Source organism: Microbacterium ureisolvens (assembly GCF_015278315.1).
In the GTDB taxonomy this organism is placed as follows: domain Bacteria; phylum Actinomycetota; class Actinomycetes; order Actinomycetales; family Microbacteriaceae; genus Microbacterium; species Microbacterium ureisolvens.
Genome location: NZ_JADIJE010000003.1, coordinates 155,631 through 173,548 on the forward strand (window position 1 = coordinate 155,631; position 17,918 = coordinate 173,548).

The 17,918-nt window shown below is 65.3% G+C and carries 17 protein-coding genes; 10 read left to right on the forward strand and 7 right to left on the reverse strand.

Annotated elements, in window-relative coordinates; genetic code table 11:
- Positions 1–3: 3 nt before the first annotated feature.
- The 3 genes from IM767_RS05625 to IM767_RS05635 are packed head-to-tail and all read right to left on the reverse strand — an operon-like array spanning position 4 to position 4,144.
- Entirely contained in the window at positions 4–1,293 is a 1,290-nt protein-coding gene (locus IM767_RS05625) for an NAD(P)/FAD-dependent oxidoreductase (protein WP_109211295.1), read from the reverse strand.
- On the reverse strand, positions 1,290–2,699 hold the full coding sequence (locus IM767_RS05630; RefSeq protein ID WP_198425697.1) for an NAD(P)/FAD-dependent oxidoreductase: 1,410 nt from the start codon (positions 2,697–2,699) through the stop codon (positions 1,290–1,292). Before IM767_RS05630 ends, IM767_RS05625 begins: the two co-directional genes overlap by 4 nt.
- Before the next feature lie 14 nt (positions 2,700–2,713).
- Complete coding sequence (locus IM767_RS05635) at positions 2,714–4,144, reverse strand: FGGY family carbohydrate kinase (RefSeq protein ID WP_109211293.1); 1,431 nt, start codon at positions 4,142–4,144, stop codon at positions 2,714–2,716.
- A gap of 220 nt (positions 4,145–4,364) precedes the next feature.
- Here IM767_RS05635 and IM767_RS05640 point away from each other — a divergent pair, with 220 nt between their 5' ends.
- From IM767_RS05640 to IM767_RS05650, 3 genes are all read left to right on the forward strand, one after another.
- Positions 4,365–5,156: a DeoR/GlpR family DNA-binding transcription regulator gene (locus tag IM767_RS05640; protein ID WP_162564336.1), complete on the forward strand. Its 792-nt coding sequence runs from the start codon at positions 4,365–4,367 to the stop codon at positions 5,154–5,156.
- 69 nt (positions 5,157–5,225) lie between these two features.
- Entirely contained in the window at positions 5,226–5,603 is a 378-nt protein-coding gene (locus tag IM767_RS05645; RefSeq protein ID WP_109211291.1) for a RidA family protein, read from the forward strand.
- A gap of 9 nt (positions 5,604–5,612) precedes the next feature.
- The gene (locus tag IM767_RS05650) at positions 5,613–6,338 is read left to right on the forward strand and encodes an HAD family hydrolase (protein WP_109211290.1); all 726 of its coding nucleotides are present in this window, start codon (positions 5,613–5,615) and stop codon (positions 6,336–6,338) included.
- Positions 6,339–6,872: 534 nt separating this feature from the next.
- On the opposite strand, the gene IM767_RS05660 is transcribed toward IM767_RS05650, so the two are convergent.
- The gene (locus IM767_RS05660; RefSeq protein ID WP_162564335.1) at positions 6,873–7,016 is read right to left on the reverse strand and encodes a hypothetical protein; all 144 of its coding nucleotides are present in this window, start codon (positions 7,014–7,016) and stop codon (positions 6,873–6,875) included.
- On the opposite strand from IM767_RS05660, the gene IM767_RS05665 reads away from it, so the two are divergent.
- From IM767_RS05665 to fdhD, 7 genes are all read left to right on the forward strand, one after another.
- Complete coding sequence (locus IM767_RS05665) at positions 7,009–7,275, forward strand: site-specific integrase (protein WP_109211288.1); 267 nt, start codon at positions 7,009–7,011, stop codon at positions 7,273–7,275. The two genes, IM767_RS05660 and IM767_RS05665, sit on opposite strands and share 8 nt — an antisense overlap.
- 765 nt (positions 7,276–8,040) lie before the next feature.
- Complete coding sequence (gene panD, locus IM767_RS05675; RefSeq protein WP_198425718.1) at positions 8,041–8,433, forward strand: aspartate 1-decarboxylase; 393 nt, start codon at positions 8,041–8,043, stop codon at positions 8,431–8,433.
- A 192-nt stretch (positions 8,434–8,625) separates the two neighbouring features.
- Positions 8,626–9,519, forward strand: coding sequence for a LysR family transcriptional regulator (locus IM767_RS05680; RefSeq protein ID WP_109211287.1), 894 nt, complete (start codon positions 8,626–8,628; stop codon positions 9,517–9,519).
- Between the two features lie 129 nt (positions 9,520–9,648).
- Positions 9,649–12,072: an FdhF/YdeP family oxidoreductase gene (locus tag IM767_RS05685; protein WP_109211286.1), complete on the forward strand. Its 2,424-nt coding sequence runs from the start codon at positions 9,649–9,651 to the stop codon at positions 12,070–12,072.
- Positions 12,069–12,530, forward strand: coding sequence for a molybdenum cofactor biosynthesis protein MoaE (locus tag IM767_RS05690; RefSeq protein ID WP_422613765.1), 462 nt, complete (start codon positions 12,069–12,071; stop codon positions 12,528–12,530). Before IM767_RS05685 ends, IM767_RS05690 begins: the two co-directional genes overlap by 4 nt.
- A gap of 29 nt (positions 12,531–12,559) precedes the next feature.
- On the forward strand, positions 12,560–13,648 hold the full coding sequence (moaA, locus tag IM767_RS05695; protein ID WP_422613768.1) for a GTP 3',8-cyclase MoaA: 1,089 nt from the start codon (positions 12,560–12,562) through the stop codon (positions 13,646–13,648).
- Between the two features lies 1 nt (position 13,649).
- The gene (fdhD, locus tag IM767_RS05700) at positions 13,650–14,597 is read left to right on the forward strand and encodes a formate dehydrogenase accessory sulfurtransferase FdhD (RefSeq protein ID WP_109212238.1); all 948 of its coding nucleotides are present in this window, start codon (positions 13,650–13,652) and stop codon (positions 14,595–14,597) included.
- A 248-nt stretch (positions 14,598–14,845) separates the two neighbouring features.
- On the opposite strand, the gene IM767_RS05705 is transcribed toward fdhD, so the two are convergent.
- The 3 genes from IM767_RS05705 to IM767_RS05715 all read right to left on the reverse strand — a co-directional run bounded on the left by IM767_RS05705 (position 14,846) and on the right by IM767_RS05715 (position 17,665).
- Positions 14,846–15,445 carry an NUDIX hydrolase gene (locus IM767_RS05705; protein ID WP_109212237.1) on the reverse strand — a complete coding sequence of 200 codons (600 nt, stop codon included), beginning with the start codon at positions 15,443–15,445 and terminating at the stop codon, positions 14,846–14,848.
- A 160-nt stretch (positions 15,446–15,605) separates the two neighbouring features.
- Positions 15,606–16,547, reverse strand: coding sequence for an EamA family transporter (locus tag IM767_RS05710; protein WP_239453518.1), 942 nt, complete (start codon positions 16,545–16,547; stop codon positions 15,606–15,608).
- 188 nt (positions 16,548–16,735) lie between these two features.
- On the reverse strand, positions 16,736–17,665 hold the full coding sequence (locus IM767_RS05715) for a glycine betaine ABC transporter substrate-binding protein (RefSeq protein WP_109212235.1): 930 nt from the start codon (positions 17,663–17,665) through the stop codon (positions 16,736–16,738).
- Between the last annotated feature and the right edge of the window lie 253 nt (positions 17,666–17,918).

Below are 17,918 nucleotides of genomic sequence, written 5' to 3' on the forward strand. Positions count from 1 at the left end.
CCGTCACTTCTGGATGGAGAGAGTGACCGGCCCCCCGGCCGCCCCAACCTTCCGAAGCACCGACGAAGGCACTCGAAACACTCGACCGGGCGCGGCCGGCCACAGCAAGCGTCGGCGGACCAGAGTCTTTCCTCCCTGACGCACGACGATGCGGGGAAAGGGGATGTACTCGTCCGTCCACAGCTCCAACCGACCGCGGGGCGGGGCGGGATCGTTCGGACGGATGAGCGCCGGTGAGACCCAGCGCAACGGCTGTTCGACGCGCAACTCCACCGGGGCGGTGGTCGTGGCCTGCGTGCCGGACAGATAGTCGATGACGTGGTCGGCAACGGCCTTTCCGTCCAGTGCAGCGATATCGGCAGTGTCGACGGGGTGCAGGCTGTTACCGATCGCGAAGACCCCGGGAACACTCGTGCGCATCGCACCGTCGACTGTTGGACCCTTGGTCCCTGCGTTCAAGGAAATGCCGGCAGCGCGAGCGAGCTCGTTGTCTGGAATCCAATCGCCGGTGAGGATCACCGTGTCGCACGGCACGAGACGACGGTTTCCGGTGTCCAGATCCTCCACCTCCACGGCCTCCACCTTCGGACGCCCCACAATGCGTACCACCCGGGTCCGCGTTGCCACTTTGGTTCGGAAGAAGATTCGTCCTGGCCACGTGAAGAAAAAGTAGGAGTCCGGGTTGGCGTACTCGGTGGTCATCAGCACGGTGCGGCATCCCACATGCTGGAGCGTGAGTGCGGCAGACCAGCTGACGAGCTCGGCGCCGACGATGACGGCGCGCTTTCCAACGCGGCCGTGCTTCAGGTGCACGATGTTCTGCAGGTGACCGGTCGTGTAGACGCCTTGCCCGCGGTCACCGGGGATCAGACGCGCCGGTCGTGGTCGTTCACGGGCGCCAGTGGCGAGGACGACCACGTCCGCGTCCACCCTGAAGCGCCCCGTAGGCGAGGTGACGTTGAAGGAGTGTTCGCCGGCCCAGTCCGTGACCGTCGATTCCGTGAGGATCGTCGCGCCGGATTTTTGGGCGCGGTCGCGGAGGATCTGCGCGTAACGCGGGCCGCTGATGAATGTTCGCATGTCCCGAATGCCGTAGCCGGGGTGATCGCTGTGGCGGGGGATGCCGCCAGCGACGGCTTCACGCTCAACAACGACCACCGACCCTTCGACTCGGGGAGCGAGGTAGCGCGCGGCGGTCAGGCCAGCAGGCCCACCGCCGATGATGGCCACGGTCGCTTTGCGCACCGCCCCCGGGGTCTCGTCCTGCTCCGTGATGGCGTTCGGAAGGCTCATCGAACTCTCTCCTGGTCGCTGATGCTGGAGGCCTCGACGCGGGCGCCTCGTGTGTTGAGCAACTCGGTCACTTCTGCGCCACAGAAGAAGCCTTGGCAACGGCCGTTGTGGGCACGGGTACGCCGGCGTAGACCCTCGAGATTGCACGGGGGAATCGGGGATGAGAACGTGTCGCGGATCTCCCCGGCGGTGACGCGTTCGCAGAAGCACACCACGCGTCCGTATGCGGGATCCTCCGCGATTCGCCTGGTGTCCTGATAGGGGCGCAGGAATGCTTCGCCGATGTTTGGCATCCTGGGGGGCGCGGGCAGGTCGGTCCGCTCGGTGAGTTCAAGCGGGCTCTGCCGGAGCAGGGTGACGATGTGCTCGGCGACGGCCATCCCGGACGTCAGGCCCGTGGACCGGATGCCGCCAGCGATGACATACCGCTCGGTGGAGTCTGCGTCGACGAGGTAGTCAGGCTGATCGCTGGCGGCTCGAAGCCCGGCGTAGGTGGCGGTGACTTCTTCATCAAGCAGCCGGGGCATCAACTGCTTGCCTTTGCCGAGCAAGAAGTTGAAGCCGTCCTCCGAAGTGCCGGTTTGAGTCCGGTCGTCCAGGTCCTCCGCAGTAGGCCCAAGCATTACGTTGCCGTAGATGGTCGGGCTCACCAGCACGCCCTTGCCACGCGCAGTCGGGACCGGCAACACGATCTTGTTGACCAGCGGCCGCGCTTGCTTGTCGTACACCAGCAGTTCTCCCCGGCGGGGGGTGATGGTGAGGCGGTCGTATCCGAACATCCGGTCGATGATGTCTCCGCCCAGCCCGGCCGCATTGATCACCCAGCGGGCGAGTACCGGGCCTTGCGAGGTGACGAGTTCGGTGACGTCGGCGCGCCGAGCGACGCCTTCAACCCGGCGTGCCAGCAGCAGTGTCACTCCACGCTGCACCGCATCCGTCGCGAGGGCCAGGTTGGTCGTCCATGTGCAGATGATCGATTCGTCGGGAACCGTCAGACCCGCCACCACCCCCTCACCCAGATTCGGAAGCACCGCATACACTTCCTCGGCGGTGATGATCTCGGTGCGGTCGTAGCCGTTGTCGGCCGCCTTCTTCTGCAACCCGGGCAGCGCATCGCGCTGCTCCTCATCCCAAGCCACCAGGACGGCGCCGGTGCGCTCGACCGGAATGCCGGTCTGGGTCGCATACTCGGCCAGCAAGGTGTATCCCTGATGGACCATTTTCGATTCCAGCGTTCCGGGCTTCGCGTCAAAGCCGGTGTGCAGAATCGCCGTGTTGGCCTTGCTCGTCCCGTCGCCCACATCTGGCTTCTCGTCCAAGAGAGCTACAGAGAGCTCGAATCCGGCGAGCCGCCGGGCAATCGCGGAACCGACGATGCCAGCTCCGATGACGACGACATCGTGCACGCGAGCATTTGCACTCATACTGCTTCTCCTTGAAGAGCGGCGTCGGCGACGCGATTCCAGCGGGTCTGGAACTCTGCAGCCTCGTCCGACGACCAGAGGGGTTCGTAAGTCATCGACGGCTGCCAGGGGATCACGGCGTCCGCCAGTGCCACGGTGGGCTCGATGGCGACCCGGGCAAGAGCCGCTGCACCGAGCGGCGTGGCGTGCGGCGAGGGGTAGACATCCACCGGAATCTGCATCAGGTCCGCGACTGACTGCATCAAGACAGCGCTACGAGTGAGGCCGCCATCCACACGCAGTCGGCGTAGCGGACTTCCCAGGTCATCGCGCACGGCTTGACCGAGTCGAGCGACCTGGGCCGCAATTCCCTGCAGCACGGCGAGAACAAGATGCTCGGGACCGGTGGACAGTGTCATGCCAGTGAACGACGCCTTGGTCTGCGGCTCCCACCACGGGGCCGCCAGACCGGCCAACGCAGGGACGCTCAGCACACCGTCCGCGTCATCGGCGGCCACCGAGTCCAGTTCGGCGGCGTGCTTGATGAATCCGAGGTTCTGCATCCACCGCACCGCAGACGCCACGGTGTACACCTGACCGTCGAAACAGTAAGTCGGCCGCCCGTCGAGATGCCATGCAACCGACGACGCTAGTCCGGCAGAGGAGCGGTGAGCAACGTGACCAGTGTTGGCCAACAGGAATGCACCCGTCCCGAAGGTGCACTTCGCCTCACCCACGTCGAGACAGGACTCGGCAATAAGGGCCGCCTGCTGGTCGACGATCAGTCCACCAACCCCCATCACGCCGCCGAACGCGGCAGTGGTACCGGCGATCGCACCGGATGTAAGCAGCGCGGGCCGCTTCTCGTCGGTCAACCCGAACAGCTCGATCAACTCGAGGTCCCAGTCGATGTCGTCCAGATCTGTCAGGAGGGATCTGCTCGCTGTCGTCACGTCGGTGACGAACTCGCCCGTGAGTCGGTAGATCAACCAAGAATCTGTGGTGGTGACCACTCCGTCGTGCGTCACGTTCTCCCTGAGCCAGGCCTGCTTGGGAGCGGAGAAGTACGGGTCGAGCACGAGACCTGTACGGCTGGAGATGAGCTCTGCGTGCGGGCGAAGTCGCTCGCATATGTCCTGAGAACGGCGGTCCTGCCAGACAACCACGTTGGAGAGCGGCTTGCCGGACGCGGGGTCCCAGGCCAGCACCGACTCGCCCTGGTTGGCGAGGGTGACCACGTCAATGAGTGCACGTGACTGCTTGATCGCGCTGCTGCCGGCAGCGAGGACCGAGGTCCACAGTTCTTCCGGATCTTGTTCGACCCCACCCCCCGGCAGGTAGCGGGGGCGAAGGGGAACTTCCGCAAGCCCGAGGATGGCGCCGTCCGCCCCGACGACGACGGCCTTGGTTCCGGACGTGCCCTGATCGATCGCAAGGACAGTGGTCATCGCTCGCCCACCGCGACTTGGAGTTGGATGAGCACGATAAGCCTCTCAGGTTTGGAAGTGCACCGGGGGCATGGGGATCGGCTTCCCACACCCCCGGTGGGTCTAGATATCGGCCTGCAGCGGCCGGCAACGCCAGATGATGTGCAAACCTGTGCGATGTTGTGGACTATTATGGGATTTCGAGGATAAGCTGTCAACACGAGATCGCTTAGGAGGATTGGTGACTTCGGCTACGGCAAACCAGTTCCGTGATCCAGTAGAAGTTCGTCGGCGCAAGATCCTCGGGATTGCCTCGCGCGAGGGATTCGTTCGTCAGGCGGAGATTGCCGCTGAGCTTGACGTGTCAACGGAGACCGTCCGCCGCGACCTCGCCGCACTGCAGGAAGCGGGAGAGCTGACGCGAATTCATGGGGGCGCCGTGGTATCCAGCGCTACCGTTCGCGTTGAGCCGGCCCGAGAAGAGCGGTCCTCTGCTGCGGCCGCTCAAAAGGCTGAGATTGCCGTCATAGCCGCAGGGCTACTGGATCCCGACGACACGCTGTTCCTCGACGTTGGCACGACGGCCGAAGCGGTCGCCAAGGCGCTACCTGCGAGTTTCCATGGAGTCGTAGTCACTCCTAGCCTGCCGGTCGGACAGATCGTCGGGCTCCGAGACGACATAGAGTTGCACCTGCTCGGCGGTCGCGTCCGGCCTCGAGAACTCACGACTTTCGGTGCAGATACTCTGGCGCAGATCGGCAGCTTCAACGCCTCGATCGCCCTGATCGGCGCGGGAGGCATCGGGGCGGCTGGTGTCTCCGACTACTCCGGTGAAGATGCCGCTATCAAGCGGGCCATGATCGCCCAGAGCGCCCGGTCATTCGTGCTTGCCGGCTACGAGAAGATCGGGCGGACAGCACCGCGTTCAGTCTGCGGCTTGGGCGACATCGACGGCATCATCACCGATTCAGTCACGGACGACGCGCAGCTCCAGCCCCTGACTCGACCGGGTCTGATCTTGCTCCGTCCGTAGCGGCCTGCCTGACCCTACCTCGTCAATCCCGAAGAGAACTCTGTACCAACCACTGGTGAAAGGCATTTCATGAGCACCCTCGAAACCCGCGTCAAGATCTCCTCCGGCTCTCCCTACGAGCCGATCCTCGGCTACTCCCGCGCCGTCAAAGTGGGCGACCTCATCTTCGTTGCCGGCACGACGTCCGGGGGAGTGGGAGTTACCGCCGAGGAGCAGACGCGTGAGATTTTCCGCCGAATCGAAAAGGCACTCGGCCAGGCCGGAGCTTCGTTCGCAAATGTGGTGCGTACGCGCGTGTTTCTCACCGACATCGCCGACTTCGATGCGGTCGGAGCCGTTCACGGCGAGCTCTTCGGAGACATCCGTCCCGTCACGTCGACCATTGGCGTGAGCGCTCTCGCGTCACCGAACCTGGTCGTCGAGATCGAGGTCGACGCAGTCGTTTGAGGAAGCGCTATGACCACCTCGTACCCATTCGCCGCAGTACTGTTCGACTGCGACGGAGTCCTTGTCGAGTCTGAACTCATCACCAACGGAGTTCTGCATCAAATGCTGCGGGAACTCGGGTGGGATCTGCCTGCGGAGGAATGCCAGCGCCTGTTTGTCGGCCGGTCGATCCGCGATGAGTGGGAGATCGTGTATGCCCACACTGGCTTCCGCGTCCACGATCAGTGGTTGGCGGAGTTTCGCAGGCGCCGAAACGAGGCGCTTCAGGTTCACCTGACACGAGTTCCCGGTGCGCTCGAGGCGGTCGAAGAGATCCGTCATCGTGTGGGGGAGAACGTCGCAGTCGCGACGGGCGCCGATCGCGCGAAGGCGATGATGCAGCTAAAGATGATGGGCCTGAGCCACCTCTTCCAGGACCGAATCTTCAGTGGCATGGACCTGGCGCGTACGAAGCCTGCTCCGGACGTCTATCTAGCCGCGGCAGCGCGTCTGGGCTCCGATCCAAGGACCGTCGCAGTGGTGGAAGACTCGATCGCCGGTGTCACAGCTGGTGTCGCAGCTGGCGCGACAGTCTTCGGGTATACCCCACCTGAGCGGCCCTACATAGACAGTCGCCAGCTCATCGACGCAGGTGCGCACGCAACTTTTGATTCGATGTACGACCTGCCCCGGGTACTTCTCTCATTCGATGGAGCTGGCCCACGGGCGACTGAGCGAGAGGAGGCGCGACGATGAGTGACGGCGAGCTCTCACGAGAAGGGTCCGCAACATGCGACGATGGCGATGCGGCGTTCGGTCGGTGGCTGCATCTGATCAACAACGGCACCGAGGCAGCGTCTAGTTCGCGGCAAAACGCATAACACCGTGGACCGAGGCCCATTCGGCGCTGTTGAAGCGGCTTCTTCACAGACGCCCGCCGGCTCTCTTGCACACCCGATAATAGTACTTATGTCAGGTCGAAGATGACATCTTCGCGTCTGATGCGGGTTGGTTCTCTCCCCCATTACCTTCTTCGTGACCCGTTCAGCGTCCATGCTGGGCGGTGGCAGCCTGCCGGGCTCGGCAGGATTGGTCCCCCCTGTCCACGATGATCCGAGCTGCTTGAAGGCGCGTGCCGCTGTGCCCGGTGAGACCCCGAGGTCGGCAGCGGTCTGCCGGACCGTCGGGAGACGTTCCCCGTTGCCGAGATATCCGCTTGCGATCAATCCGCGGGACTGTTCGTAGATTGCCGACGAGGTGGTGGCGTCACTCCCGGTGACCGACATGAGATCACGCTTCATTGGCAGCGACGACGGGGCGCGCTTCCGGAGCGGCGACCGGCACCGTCTCGGCGGCCAGAGAGATGAGCGCGGCGAGTGACGCGAGCTGCAGCACCCAACCCGTCCTACAAACAACGCCGTGACTCGTGCTCATCGGAAAAGCGAATTCAGAGCATCTGCTGTTCTTCACGCGGAAGGGGACGGCGCTCGCTCCGCACAACGTTCGGCGCACCTTCCGGGAGATGCTCGAGTCCGTCGGACTCGACGGCGTGGAGATCACACCGCATGCGTTCAGACGAACGGCCGCGACGTTGCTGACCAACAAGATTGACATCGAGACCGCCGCCGGGGTTCTCGGCCACTCTTCGACAGCCACGACCCGAGAGCACTACGCCGAGCCGGACAGTCGGTGAGTCCGTTGCCTGCCGCCGTGCTGGAACGGCTCGCTCCCCAAATCGATTAGACGGCGTGGGCGCGGTGTGTCGGCCACACCGTTCAGGGAGTCTCAGCCTGCCGTGTACGTGAGGTCCCGTCAGCGATGGCGCGGGAATCGTTCTCACCGCAGCCCCCGGCTCCTTCACCGCCACCGACCGCGATGTGACCCGCGTCGGCGGGACGGTATTGGCGGCCGTCGTTAGCCGCGGTGCGCGAAACCGAGCGAGATGACTCTCGCTGCTCGTCCCTGCCTCGAGCTTCGATTTGCCGCACGCGAGTGCGGATGAGCCGGATGGCGGTGAAGCCGTGCGTCTGCGAGGCTCTGGCACCAGGCGCCGACCCGGTGTCCCTGATGAGGAGGCCACGTGGCTAAGGTGCTGTTGGTTCTGTACCCGGATCCCGAAACGGGCTACCCGCCCGTGTACGCGCGCGATTCGATTCCGGTGATCGAGAGTTACCCGAATGGTCAGACGTTGCCCTCGCCGCAGGCGATCGACTTCGTCCCGGGAGAGCTGCTCGGTTCGGTGTCGGGTGGGCTGGGACTTCGTCGCTACCTCGAGGACGCGGGCCACACACTCGTCGTCACCAGCGACAAAGACGGACCGGACTCGGTCTTCGAACGGGAGCTCGTCGACGCTGACATCGTGATCTCGCAGCCCTTCTGGCCTGCGTACCTCACACCGAAGCCAGGACTCCGAGATTGTTGGACCGAGTCGCATAAGGTGAGCGCCGTGAACCGAACCATGTTGAAGTCGAAGCTGCATCGCGCGACCGTGACGGGAAGCGATCTGAACTATGTCGGGTCGATCACCATCGACTCCGACCTCCTCGGCGCGGCCGACATCCTCCCGCATGAGCAGGTGCATGTGGTCAATGTGAACAACGGGGCGCGCTTCGAGACCTACACGATCGCAGTCGAGCGGGGCACGGACACCGTCCAGGCCAACGGGGCGGCAGCTCGGCCGGTCCACACCGGCGACATCGTCATCTCATACGCGGGCTACGGCAGAGACGAGCTCCGCGAGCACGAACCGCTCGTCGTGAACCTGGCAACGACTCCTGCTGACCCAACCCCGAACCGCATTGTCGACAACCGGTCGACGACGGGCGGCGCGGCAGAGTCCACGCCGCAGTAGGAGATCTCCAACCAGGCTGCGGGGAACACCACGTCCAATCGGCTTCCGGCGCACGCGCGGGCAGTCCGGGGCGACAGCGGCCCGGCACGCCGCTGACGGCCTAACCGAACTTACCGGTCAACAGCTGCTCGTAATCTGGGAGCAGTATGGTCGCGCGGTCCGCCGTCTACTGACCAGCACGAGGAGGTGGAGATGCTGCTCAGCCAGCTTGAGTATTTCGTTGCGGTCGCTCGCGAGCAGCACTTCGGCCGTGCCGCTGCCGCGTCCTTCGTTTCGGCGTCAGCGCTCTCGGAAGCCATTCGAAAGCTGGAATCCGAACTCGGCGTCCCACTCGTGCGACGAGGGCGCGCGTTCGAAGGACTGACCACGGAGGGCGAGGCAGTCCTCGTCTGGGCGCAACGCATGATCGCGGACCATCGCGCACTCAAAGACGAAGTCAGCAACGCCGCTGGCCGGCTGAACGGTGTCGTGCGCGTTGGGGCCATTCCATCGGGGGTTGCGTTGGCGGCACGGGTGCTCGCCGAGCTCTGCGCTTCACATCCCCACCTCGAAGCGAGACTGATCACCGGGCTTACGTCTGAGCAAGTGGTGGACGGGCTGCGCTCCTTCGAGCTCGATGCCGGACTCATCCATCCGTCAGTTGCCGCCGCGGACGATGTTCGCCACATCCTGGTGGAAACAGACCGGCTCGTGGTCGTCGGCGCAGCCGCCCGCACGGACCTCAGTGAAACCATCGACGCAATGTCGCTCGATCAGATGCCCGTATGCACGCTGTCGCCGGGCATGCGTGCCCGTCAGATCCTGGATGCCGCATTCGCCCAGCGAGGTGTGCGGTTGCGTCCGCGGGTCGAGGCCGACTCCGTGGAGGCGCTGCTAGCTCTCGCACGGACCGGAGCGTGGGTGAGCATCGTCCCGCGCTCCGCAATCCCGAAGGCCGCCGCCAGCATCGGGCTCAGAGTCGCCGACATCACCGGCCCGCAGGTAAGTATTCCTCTGGTCCTCGCGACCCTCGGCGATGAGCCCCGCCCGCCGATGGCGATCGCAGTCGACGCGGCCGCACGGCGTCTGGTCGACCGGACCGAATAGAGCCCCGCGGCGTCTGGTCAGCCGGGATCATACATCACGTCGGAGTGCTGCGAGCCCGACTCCGGCTCCCCGGCGGGCTTGCGTCGATCTTGGCGGGGCGGCCTCGGCGCGCGCGGATACTCTGCCGCCATGGCGATGAAGCCCCCGATCACAGATATCGACGAGACGCGCATGCACGTGTCGCGACCCAAGAAGGTCGCGGTGGGCGTGCCCGCGGTGCTGCACGCGCTGCAGATCGCGAACGAGCAGATGGGCGTCAAACGCTCCCTGCAGACGCTCATGCGCGTGAACCAGAAGGACGGCTTCGACTGTCCCGGCTGTGCGTGGCCCGAAGAGGACAAGCGCCATATGGCGGAGTTCTGCGAGAACGGCGCCAAGGCGGTCGCCGAGGAGGCCACCCTTCGCCGGGTCGGTCCGGCGTTCTTCGCCGCGCACTCCGTCGAGGAACTGCGCACCCACGACGACTGGTGGCTCGGACAGCAGGGGCGGCTGACCCACCCGATGCTGCTCGAGGAGGGCGATTCGCACTACCGCCCCGTCTCGTGGGACGACGCGCTGCGGATCGTCGCCGACGGACTGCGGGCCGTCGAGGACCCCGACGAGACCGTGTTCTACACCTCCGGACGCACCTCCAATGAGGCCGCATTCCTGTACCAGCTGCTGGTGCGGGGCGTCGGCACGAACAACCTGCCGGACTGCTCGAACATGTGCCACGAGTCATCCGGGTCCGCCCTCACCGAGACCATCGGCATCGGCAAGGGCACGGTGTCTATCGAGGACATCCACGAGGCCGACCTGCTGATCGTCGCCGGCCAGAACCCGGGCACCAACCATCCCCGCATGCTGTCGGCCCTCGAGAAGGCCAAGCAGCGCGGCGCCCGGGTGATCGCCGTGAACCCGCTGCCCGAGGCGGGGCTCATGCGGTTCGAGAACCCGCAGACGGTGCGGGGCGTCGCGTTCGGCGGCACCAAGATCGCCGACCGGTTCGTGCAGGTTCGCGCGGGAGGCGATCAGGCGCTGTTCCAGGCCATCGGCAAGCACCTGCTCGAGGTGGAGGCCGCCGACGGGGGAGTGCTCGACCACGACTTCATCGCGGAGCACACCAGCGGCTTCGACGCCTATCGTCAGGCGATGACGGATGCCTCGTGGCCCGAGCTTGTGAAGGCGACCGGGCTGCCCGAGAAGACGCTGCGCAAGATCGGCGAAGAGGTACGCACCTCCACCTCGACGATCGTGTGCTGGGCGATGGGACTGACGCAGCACAAGCACTCGGTGCCGACGCTGCGCGACGTGGTCAACGTGCTGCTGCTGCAGGGCAACATCGGACGCCCGGGCGCCGGCGTCTGCCCCGTCCGCGGGCACTCCAACGTGCAAGGTGACCGCACCGTCGGCATCTACGAGAAGCCCGCCGAGGAGTTCCTCGCGGCTCTCGACCGTGAATTCTCGTTCCGCGCCCCGCGCGAGCACGGCTTCGACACGGTCGAGGCGATCCGGGCGATGCGCGACGGCCGGGTGCGGTTCTTCATGGGAATGGGCGGCAACTTCGTCTCCGCGACGCCCGACACCGCCGTCGTCGAGGCCGGCATGGCGCGCATCGATCTGACGGTGCAGGTCTCGACCAAGCTCAACCGGTCGCACGCCGTGACGGGGCGGCGGGCGCTCATCCTGCCGACCCTCGGCCGCACCGACCGCGACCGCCGCGGAGGCGCGGAGCAGCGGGTCACCGTCGAAGACTCGATGGGAGCCGTGCACGCCTCGCGCGGGCGGCTCGCCCCGCCGTCGGAGGAACTGCTCAGCGAAGTCGCGATCGTGGCGCGGCTGTGCGCGCTCGTCTTCGGTGGCGCGGATGCCGCGGCGACCAGCGAGCGGGCGAGGGGCGGCTCGCCGTCTGACCGCGGGCTTCCCGAGCACGGCGCCACGGAGCCTGAGCGTCCGGATCCTGCCCGGCTGCGGCATCCGTCCAACGTCCCTCAGGCGGACTGGGCGGCGCTCGAGGCCGACTACGCGCTCATCCGCTCGCACATCGAGCGCACGATCCCCGGGTTCGAGGACTTCGAGACGCGCATCCAGAAGGGCCGTACGTTCTTCCTGCCCAACGGGCCCCGCGACGCCCGGCGCTTCGCGACCGTCGACGGCAAGGCCCGGTTCACCGCGAACCCGCTCGAGTACCCGCACATTCCGCGAGGCCGGCTGCTGCTGCAGACCCTCCGCTCGCACGACCAGTACAACACCACCATCTACGGCAAGGACGACCGGTACCGCGGCATCCACGACGGCCGCCGCGTCGTGCTCGTGAACACCAAGGACATCCAGAATCTGGGCTTCGCCGAGGACGAGATCGTCGACCTGGTGTCGGAGTGGGCGCGCCCGGACGGCTCCCTCGAGGAGCGTCGCGCCGACGAGTTCCGCATCGTCGCCTACAACACGCCGAAGGGCAACGCCGCCGCCTACTACCCGGAGACCAACGTGCTCGTGCCGCTCGACTCCGTCGCCGACGTGTCGGGCACGCCCACTTCGAAGGCCGTCATCGTCCGTCTCGAGCGGCGCGCGTGAGCACGATCGTCCGCGCAGCGCTCGGGAGCGGAGAGGCCGTGCGCCTTGCCGCGATCAGCTCGGCGCCACTCGACCTCGACGCGCACCTCCGGGCGGTCGACGACCCCTCGGCGGGGGCGGTGACGACGTTCGTGGGTCGCGTGCGCGATCACGATCCGGATGCCGCATCCACCGTCGAGGCTCTGGAGTACTCCGCGCATCCCGACGCCGAGAGCGCGCTGCAGCGCATCGCCGAATCCGCGGTGGCCCACAGCGATGCGCTCGTCGCCGTCTCGCACCGGGTCGGATGCCTGAGCGTCGGCGACGTCGCGGTCGTGATCGCCGTCGCCTCCGCGCATCGCGCAGACGCGTTCGCCGTCTGCCGCACGCTCATCGAGACCATCAAGACCGACCTCCCGGTGTGGAAGCGGCAGGTCGAGATCGACGGCACCGCCACCTGGCTGGGTCTCGGCGGATGACGGCGATCCCGGTGACGATCGGGCGACGGATGCTGCAGCCCGCGGTGTCCGCTCCTTCCGGCGTGTTCGCCGCCGCGAGTACCGCTCCGGTGGCTGCGGTCGGCGCTCCGCTGGTGGACACGCATGGGCGGGTGCATCGGGATCTGCGGATCTCGTTGACGGATCGGTGTTCGCTGCGGTGCACGTACTGCATGCCCGAGCAGGGCAATGAGTGGCTGGCGAAGACGAGCATCCTGACGTTGGACGAGATCGTGCGGATCGCGCGGGTGGCTGCGGCGGACGAGATCACGACGTTCCGGCTCACCGGTGGCGAACCATTGCTGCGCTCCGACATCGTCGAGGTGGTGCGCCGGCTGTCGGCGATCACGGGTCCGGACGGCCGGCCGGTGGAGATCGCGATGACCACGAACGGGATCCGGCTGCCGGAGCTGCTGCCCGCGCTGGTGGAGGCCGGGCTGACCCGGTTGAACATCTCGATCGACACGCTGCGCCGTGATCGGTTCCATGCGCTGACCCGCCGGGACCGGTTGGACGATGTGCGGGACGGGATCGCGGCGGCCGGAGCATCCGGTCTGCGTCCGTTGAAGCTGAACGCGGTGGCGATGCGGGATGTGAACGATGACGAGCTCGTCGACCTCGTCGAGTTCGCGATCGCGCATGATGCGCAGATGCGGTTCATCGAGCAGATGCCGTTGGATGCCGGGCATACGTGGGATCGGTCGCGGATGGTGACGCAGGACGAGATCCTCACCGCCTTGTCGGCGCGGTGGACGTTGACGCCGGTGCCGGGTCGGGGTGGGGCGCCCGCGGCGCGGTGGACCCTGGACGGCGGTCCGCACACCGTGGGCGTGATCGCGTCGGTGACGGCGCCGTTCTGCGGCGACTGCGACCGGTTGCGGCTCACCGCGGACGGGCAGTTGCGCAACTGCCTGTTCTCGACCACGGAGTACGACCTGCTGCCGATCCTCCGCGCCGAGACTTCCCCGGTGGTTGAGCCTGTCGAAACCAGGATCGATGGGATGCTGCGGTCCTGCGTGCACGGCAAGCTGCCGGGGCATGCGATCAACGACCCGTCGTTCCTGCAGCCCGCGCGCGGGATGAACGCGATCGGCGGCTGACATGGGACGCCTCACCTCCCGCAGCCCCGTGACGAGGATCGTCTTCGAGGAGTCCGGTCCTGCGAGCCGCCGGCGGCCCGACACGCTCGCGGTGGAGGAGCCGCTCGAGATCCGTGTGTCGGGCGAGCCGATCACCGTGACGATGCGCACGCCGGGCAACGACATCGAGCTCGCGGCGGGGTTCCTGACCGGTGAGGGCGTCATCCGTTCAGGGCGCGATTTCCGCTCCGCGATCCACTGCGGCGGGCCGGGCACAGGAGCGTCCCTGGCCGACGGGAACGCGTCGAACACGTACAACGTGCTCGACGTCACCCTGGCTCCCGAGGTTGCGCCCGCGGTCGTCGACATCGCCCGCAACTTCTACACGACGAGTTCGTGCGGCGTGTGCGGCACCGCGTCCATCGAGGCGATCCAGAAGCAGTCGCCGCACGACGTCGCAGGCGACGGCGTCACCTTCCCCGCGAGCTGGCTCGCGGGGCTTCCCGACGCGCTGCGGGCGGGTCAGGCGGTGTTCGACAAGACCGGGGGTCTGCACGCGGCGGCGCTGTTCGACGCCGTGTCGGGTGAGCTGCTCGTGCTGCGGGAGGATGTCGGCCGGCACAACGCCGTCGACAAGGTGATCGGCTGGGCGGTGCTCGAGGATCGCCTGCCGCTGACCGGAACCGTGCTGCAGGTGTCGGGCCGCGCGAGCTTCGAGCTCGTCCAGAAGGCGATCATGGCGGGCATTCCCGCGCTGTCCGCGGTCTCGGCGCCGTCGTCACTGGCCGTCGAACTCGCCGCGGCCTCCGGACTCACCCTCGTCGGGTTCTCACGGGGCACCTCGCTGAACGTCTACGCGCGGCCGGACCGCGTGCGTGTTGGTTCTTCCAGTGGCACAACGCAATCAAATCCCTGGGGGTGGGGCACCGATGTGCCCCACCCCCAGGGAGATCCAGCTCGCGCGCGGTGAGCGGTACCGCCGCTTCAGATCACTCTCCCGTGAGCACCTTCTTCAGCGTGTCAGCGACGTCGGGGTACCTCTCGAGCCAGGCAGCGGCGGCCCCGCCTTCCTTACCAGCGCCGAATTTGTTGCCGATCAGGTCGTCCAGGTCGTTGACCTGCGCGTCGTCCAGGTTGAACGCGGCATCATCGCGGCATCCCGAAAGGGCGCGCGCTGGCCGCCACCGCGTTCGGTTACCGAGCTTTCACATTGAAGGGTCATTGATGTGTCCACACCGGCTGTGTGAGGGCTGAAACGTCTATATCGCGACCAAAGAGCGCCAACTCGCGGAACTGAAGCAAGATGGCTCCTGTCGGGGCATGCATATGCATGTCCTCGCGAAGCCACATTTGCAGCAAAGAGCTGCCATTTGGTTGCGTGAACCAGTGAACCACATCCTCTGAACTCAGCGTCGCCACCTCCAAGCAATGCACGGATTGCACCTCATCCGCGATCGCGCGTGGTTTCCATGCAGGCGGTGCAACGAATACGAACGGGGTGATGGTGAAACCCGTAACAGTGACAAAGTCGTCCAATTCGCCGAGTACCTCGACGCCGCTAACCGGAAGATCCACCTCTTCCTGAGCTTCGCGGATGGCAGCGTCCAACGCGCTCTCGCCTTCCTCAAGCTTGCCGCCCGGCAGCGCCCATTGCCCGGCGTTGCGCCCACGATTGGCTCTCTCAATGATTACGAACTGCGTGTCGTCCTTGTCCCCGAACAAGATGATTGAAACGGCGGCTCGTCGCTCTCCCGCGATACGGCGAGGAAGCCTATTTCCAATATGACGCCGCACCTTGGTAAGAACGGGCAGGTTCATGCGTTCCTCTTTTCATGTATCGGACCTATTCACTAGCGGGGCCTCAACAAGCGAAAGCAGGATGGGCTTCAGGATCACAGCGCGCTCAGAATGCTGAATCAATGACATGTTCTTCTTTTCGGCTGCGGATCGGTCGCCGGGCAGGCCCGGGAGAGGTCGTTCAGGGGCTGGGGGCCGCAGAAGTTTCGCCGCGTGGGATTTCGGGGGATGAAGGCTCGGCGCGGATCAGCGCCACACCGATCAGGATCAGTCCTCCGCCGATCACTTGCGCACTGTCGGGTGCCTCATTGAGCAACAGCCAAGCGAAGCCGCTGGCCACGAGGATCTCAGTCAGTCCGATAAATGACGCGAGCCTCGAACCGATCAGCGGAACCGCGACGACGCCCAGACCAAATCCGGCTGACGTGGTGATGAATGCAATCCAACCGACTGCTACGAGCCAGAGAACCGATATGCCGCCATACTCGACCGTTGTCGGCTCGATGATGAATGGCATCACACCGATACCGCACAATGCTGCTGTTGCCAGAGCTCCCACGGCGAGTCCACCGGAGGTCAGCGCAAGCGGCGGCACTGCGTGTCCAGCCTTCTCGGCCGCGACGAAGTACGTTGCCAAGCAAGCTGCCGATGCGATAGCCAGAAGCACGCCCAACAGATCAAACCCGGAACCGGCCACGTTTGCTGCCACCACCAGACCCATTACCGAGATGACAGTTCCTGACAGAACAAGCCAGCGGGGCCGGTGTCGCGTTGCGATCCAAGCCCGCGCCACCAGAATCACGGGAGCGAGATTCATGATGAGCAACGCAACGCCGACTGGCAATCGTTGTATCGCAGACAGATAGAACAACTGAGTGCCCAACACGCCAGCGATGCCGAAAGTCACGATGAGCAGCCAATGGTCCGCAAAGAAGCGGGAGTTCCGAATGAGTGCTCGAACGAGCCAGGGTGACAGTATGAGGGCAGCGCCCGTCATCCTGATCACCATGACGGCTCCTAGTGACGATCCGCCCTCGAGGATGGGCTTCACGACTGGAGCTGTGGACGCGCTAAACACGACAGCGGCGAGAGCTACAAAGGTGCCGTACGTCCCTGCGCTCATCTTTGGGCTGATCGTCGCTGTGCGGTCCACTCAGTCCTCCTGCGGTAGACGTTCTGTGTCATTCACCAACCGCAGCAACTTGCCTGGTCGCATAGGGGTTGCGAAGTACCGTGTCCTCCTGCTTCGACGCGCTCGGCGGGCCGAAGCAGGAGGATACGGTCTGCAGTCGAGATCGTTGACCTGCGAGGTCAGTCTCCGGTGAGTGCCTTCTTCAGCGTGTCCGCGACGTCGGGGTACTTCTCGAGCCAGGCAGCGGCGGCCTCGTCTTCCTTGCCAGGGCCGAATTTGTTGCCGATCAGGTCGTCCAGGTCGTTGACCTGCGCGTCGTCCAGTTTGAATGCGGCAATCATGGCGGCAACGTCGGGGTAGTCATCCGCGAACCCTCCGCGAGCGAGGATGTGCTCGGCCTCCGGCTTGCCAAGTGTGTTCTTGGGGTCTGCGAGGGGCTTGAGGCCGTACGCGGTATTGGCCCAGAACGGTGACCACGACGTGACCACCACAGGCTCCTGGTTCTCCACCGCGTCCTTGAGAGTCGTCAACATTCCGACACTGGATGATGTTGCGAGCTCGATAGCGCCGCTCAACCCGTACTCGGGAATCACCTTTTCTTCGATGTTCTTCATGTAGCCGGTGCCCGGTTCGATTCCGACAATCCTGCCGCCGACGTCGGAAGCGTGGGCTGCCAGATCTTCGATCGAGTTGACATCAGTCACGTAGTCCGGCACAGCCAGGAACAGAGCGTTGTTGTCGTACCACGAGGCGAGGTCTTCGAGATCGTCCTTGTGCTTGTCCCAGTAGTCCTTCTGGAGATTCTCCGGGCTGGCGGAGAAGAAGTCGATGTCGCCGTTGGCTGCGGCGAGGTACACGATTCCGATCTCGCTGAACTCCTGGATGTCGGCCTCGTAGCCGGCTGATTCGAGCACGTTCTTGAAGATGTAGCCCGCGCCTGTGTAGTCGTTCCAGCCGGGGATCACGGCGATCTTGAACGGTTCCCCGTCGGCGCCCGCGCCCCCGGCCTCCGCCGAAGTGCTCCCGCAAGCGGCAAGGCCTGAGGTCATGAGAGCGGCCGCGACCAGGGCGGCGTATCGGTAGGCAGTTGTCTTCTTCGACGTATTCATCTGTCCTCCTGAGTTGGATGGTGGGCACAAACGGCGCGCCGAAACTAGGTGAGTTCCGTCCAGATCGGTTCCTCGGTCACAGCGTGCGATCGGGTGGTGTTCAGCAGGCCGCCTGCGATGTGGGGCCGAGCATATGCACAATCGATATTTTTTGGCAAGCAGCAGTTTTGAATCTCGCCGCCGCCCGAGCGAGTTCCCGTTCGGTCCCGATGCGAACGGCAATCTGTCTCGAATCTTCTGCTTGACAAGACCG

What these genes read in the sequence shown, in the direction of transcription:
- IM767_RS05645 (WP_109211291.1), top strand. Translation starts at nt 5,226, where the DNA reads ATGAGCACCCTCGAAACCCGCGTCAAGATCTCCTCCGGCTCTCCCTAC.
- IM767_RS05625 (WP_109211295.1), bottom strand. Translation starts at nt 1,293, where the DNA reads ATGAGCCTTCCGAACGCCATCACGGAGCAGGACGAGACCCCGGGGGCG.
- fdhD (WP_109212238.1), top strand. Translation starts at nt 13,650, where the DNA reads ATGGGACGCCTCACCTCCCGCAGCCCCGTGACGAGGATCGTCTTCGAG.
- IM767_RS05705 (WP_109212237.1), bottom strand. Translation starts at nt 15,445, where the DNA reads ATGAACCTGCCCGTTCTTACCAAGGTGCGGCGTCATATTGGAAATAGG.
- IM767_RS05680 (WP_109211287.1), top strand. Translation starts at nt 8,626, where the DNA reads ATGCTGCTCAGCCAGCTTGAGTATTTCGTTGCGGTCGCTCGCGAGCAG.
- panD (WP_198425718.1), top strand. Translation starts at nt 8,041, where the DNA reads ATGTTGAAGTCGAAGCTGCATCGCGCGACCGTGACGGGAAGCGATCTG.
- IM767_RS05685 (WP_109211286.1), top strand. Translation starts at nt 9,649, where the DNA reads ATGGCGATGAAGCCCCCGATCACAGATATCGACGAGACGCGCATGCAC.
- moaA (WP_422613768.1), top strand. Translation starts at nt 12,560, where the DNA reads ATGCTGCAGCCCGCGGTGTCCGCTCCTTCCGGCGTGTTCGCCGCCGCG.
- IM767_RS05715 (WP_109212235.1), bottom strand. Translation starts at nt 17,665, where the DNA reads ATGAATACGTCGAAGAAGACAACTGCCTACCGATACGCCGCCCTGGTC.
- IM767_RS05650 (WP_109211290.1), top strand. Translation starts at nt 5,613, where the DNA reads ATGACCACCTCGTACCCATTCGCCGCAGTACTGTTCGACTGCGACGGA.
- IM767_RS05660 (WP_162564335.1), bottom strand. Translation starts at nt 7,016, where the DNA reads ATGAGCACGAGTCACGGCGTTGTTTGTAGGACGGGTTGGGTGCTGCAG.
- IM767_RS05710 (WP_239453518.1), bottom strand. Translation starts at nt 16,547, where the DNA reads ATGAGCGCAGGGACGTACGGCACCTTTGTAGCTCTCGCCGCTGTCGTG.
- IM767_RS05635 (WP_109211293.1), bottom strand. Translation starts at nt 4,144, where the DNA reads ATGACCACTGTCCTTGCGATCGATCAGGGCACGTCCGGAACCAAGGCC.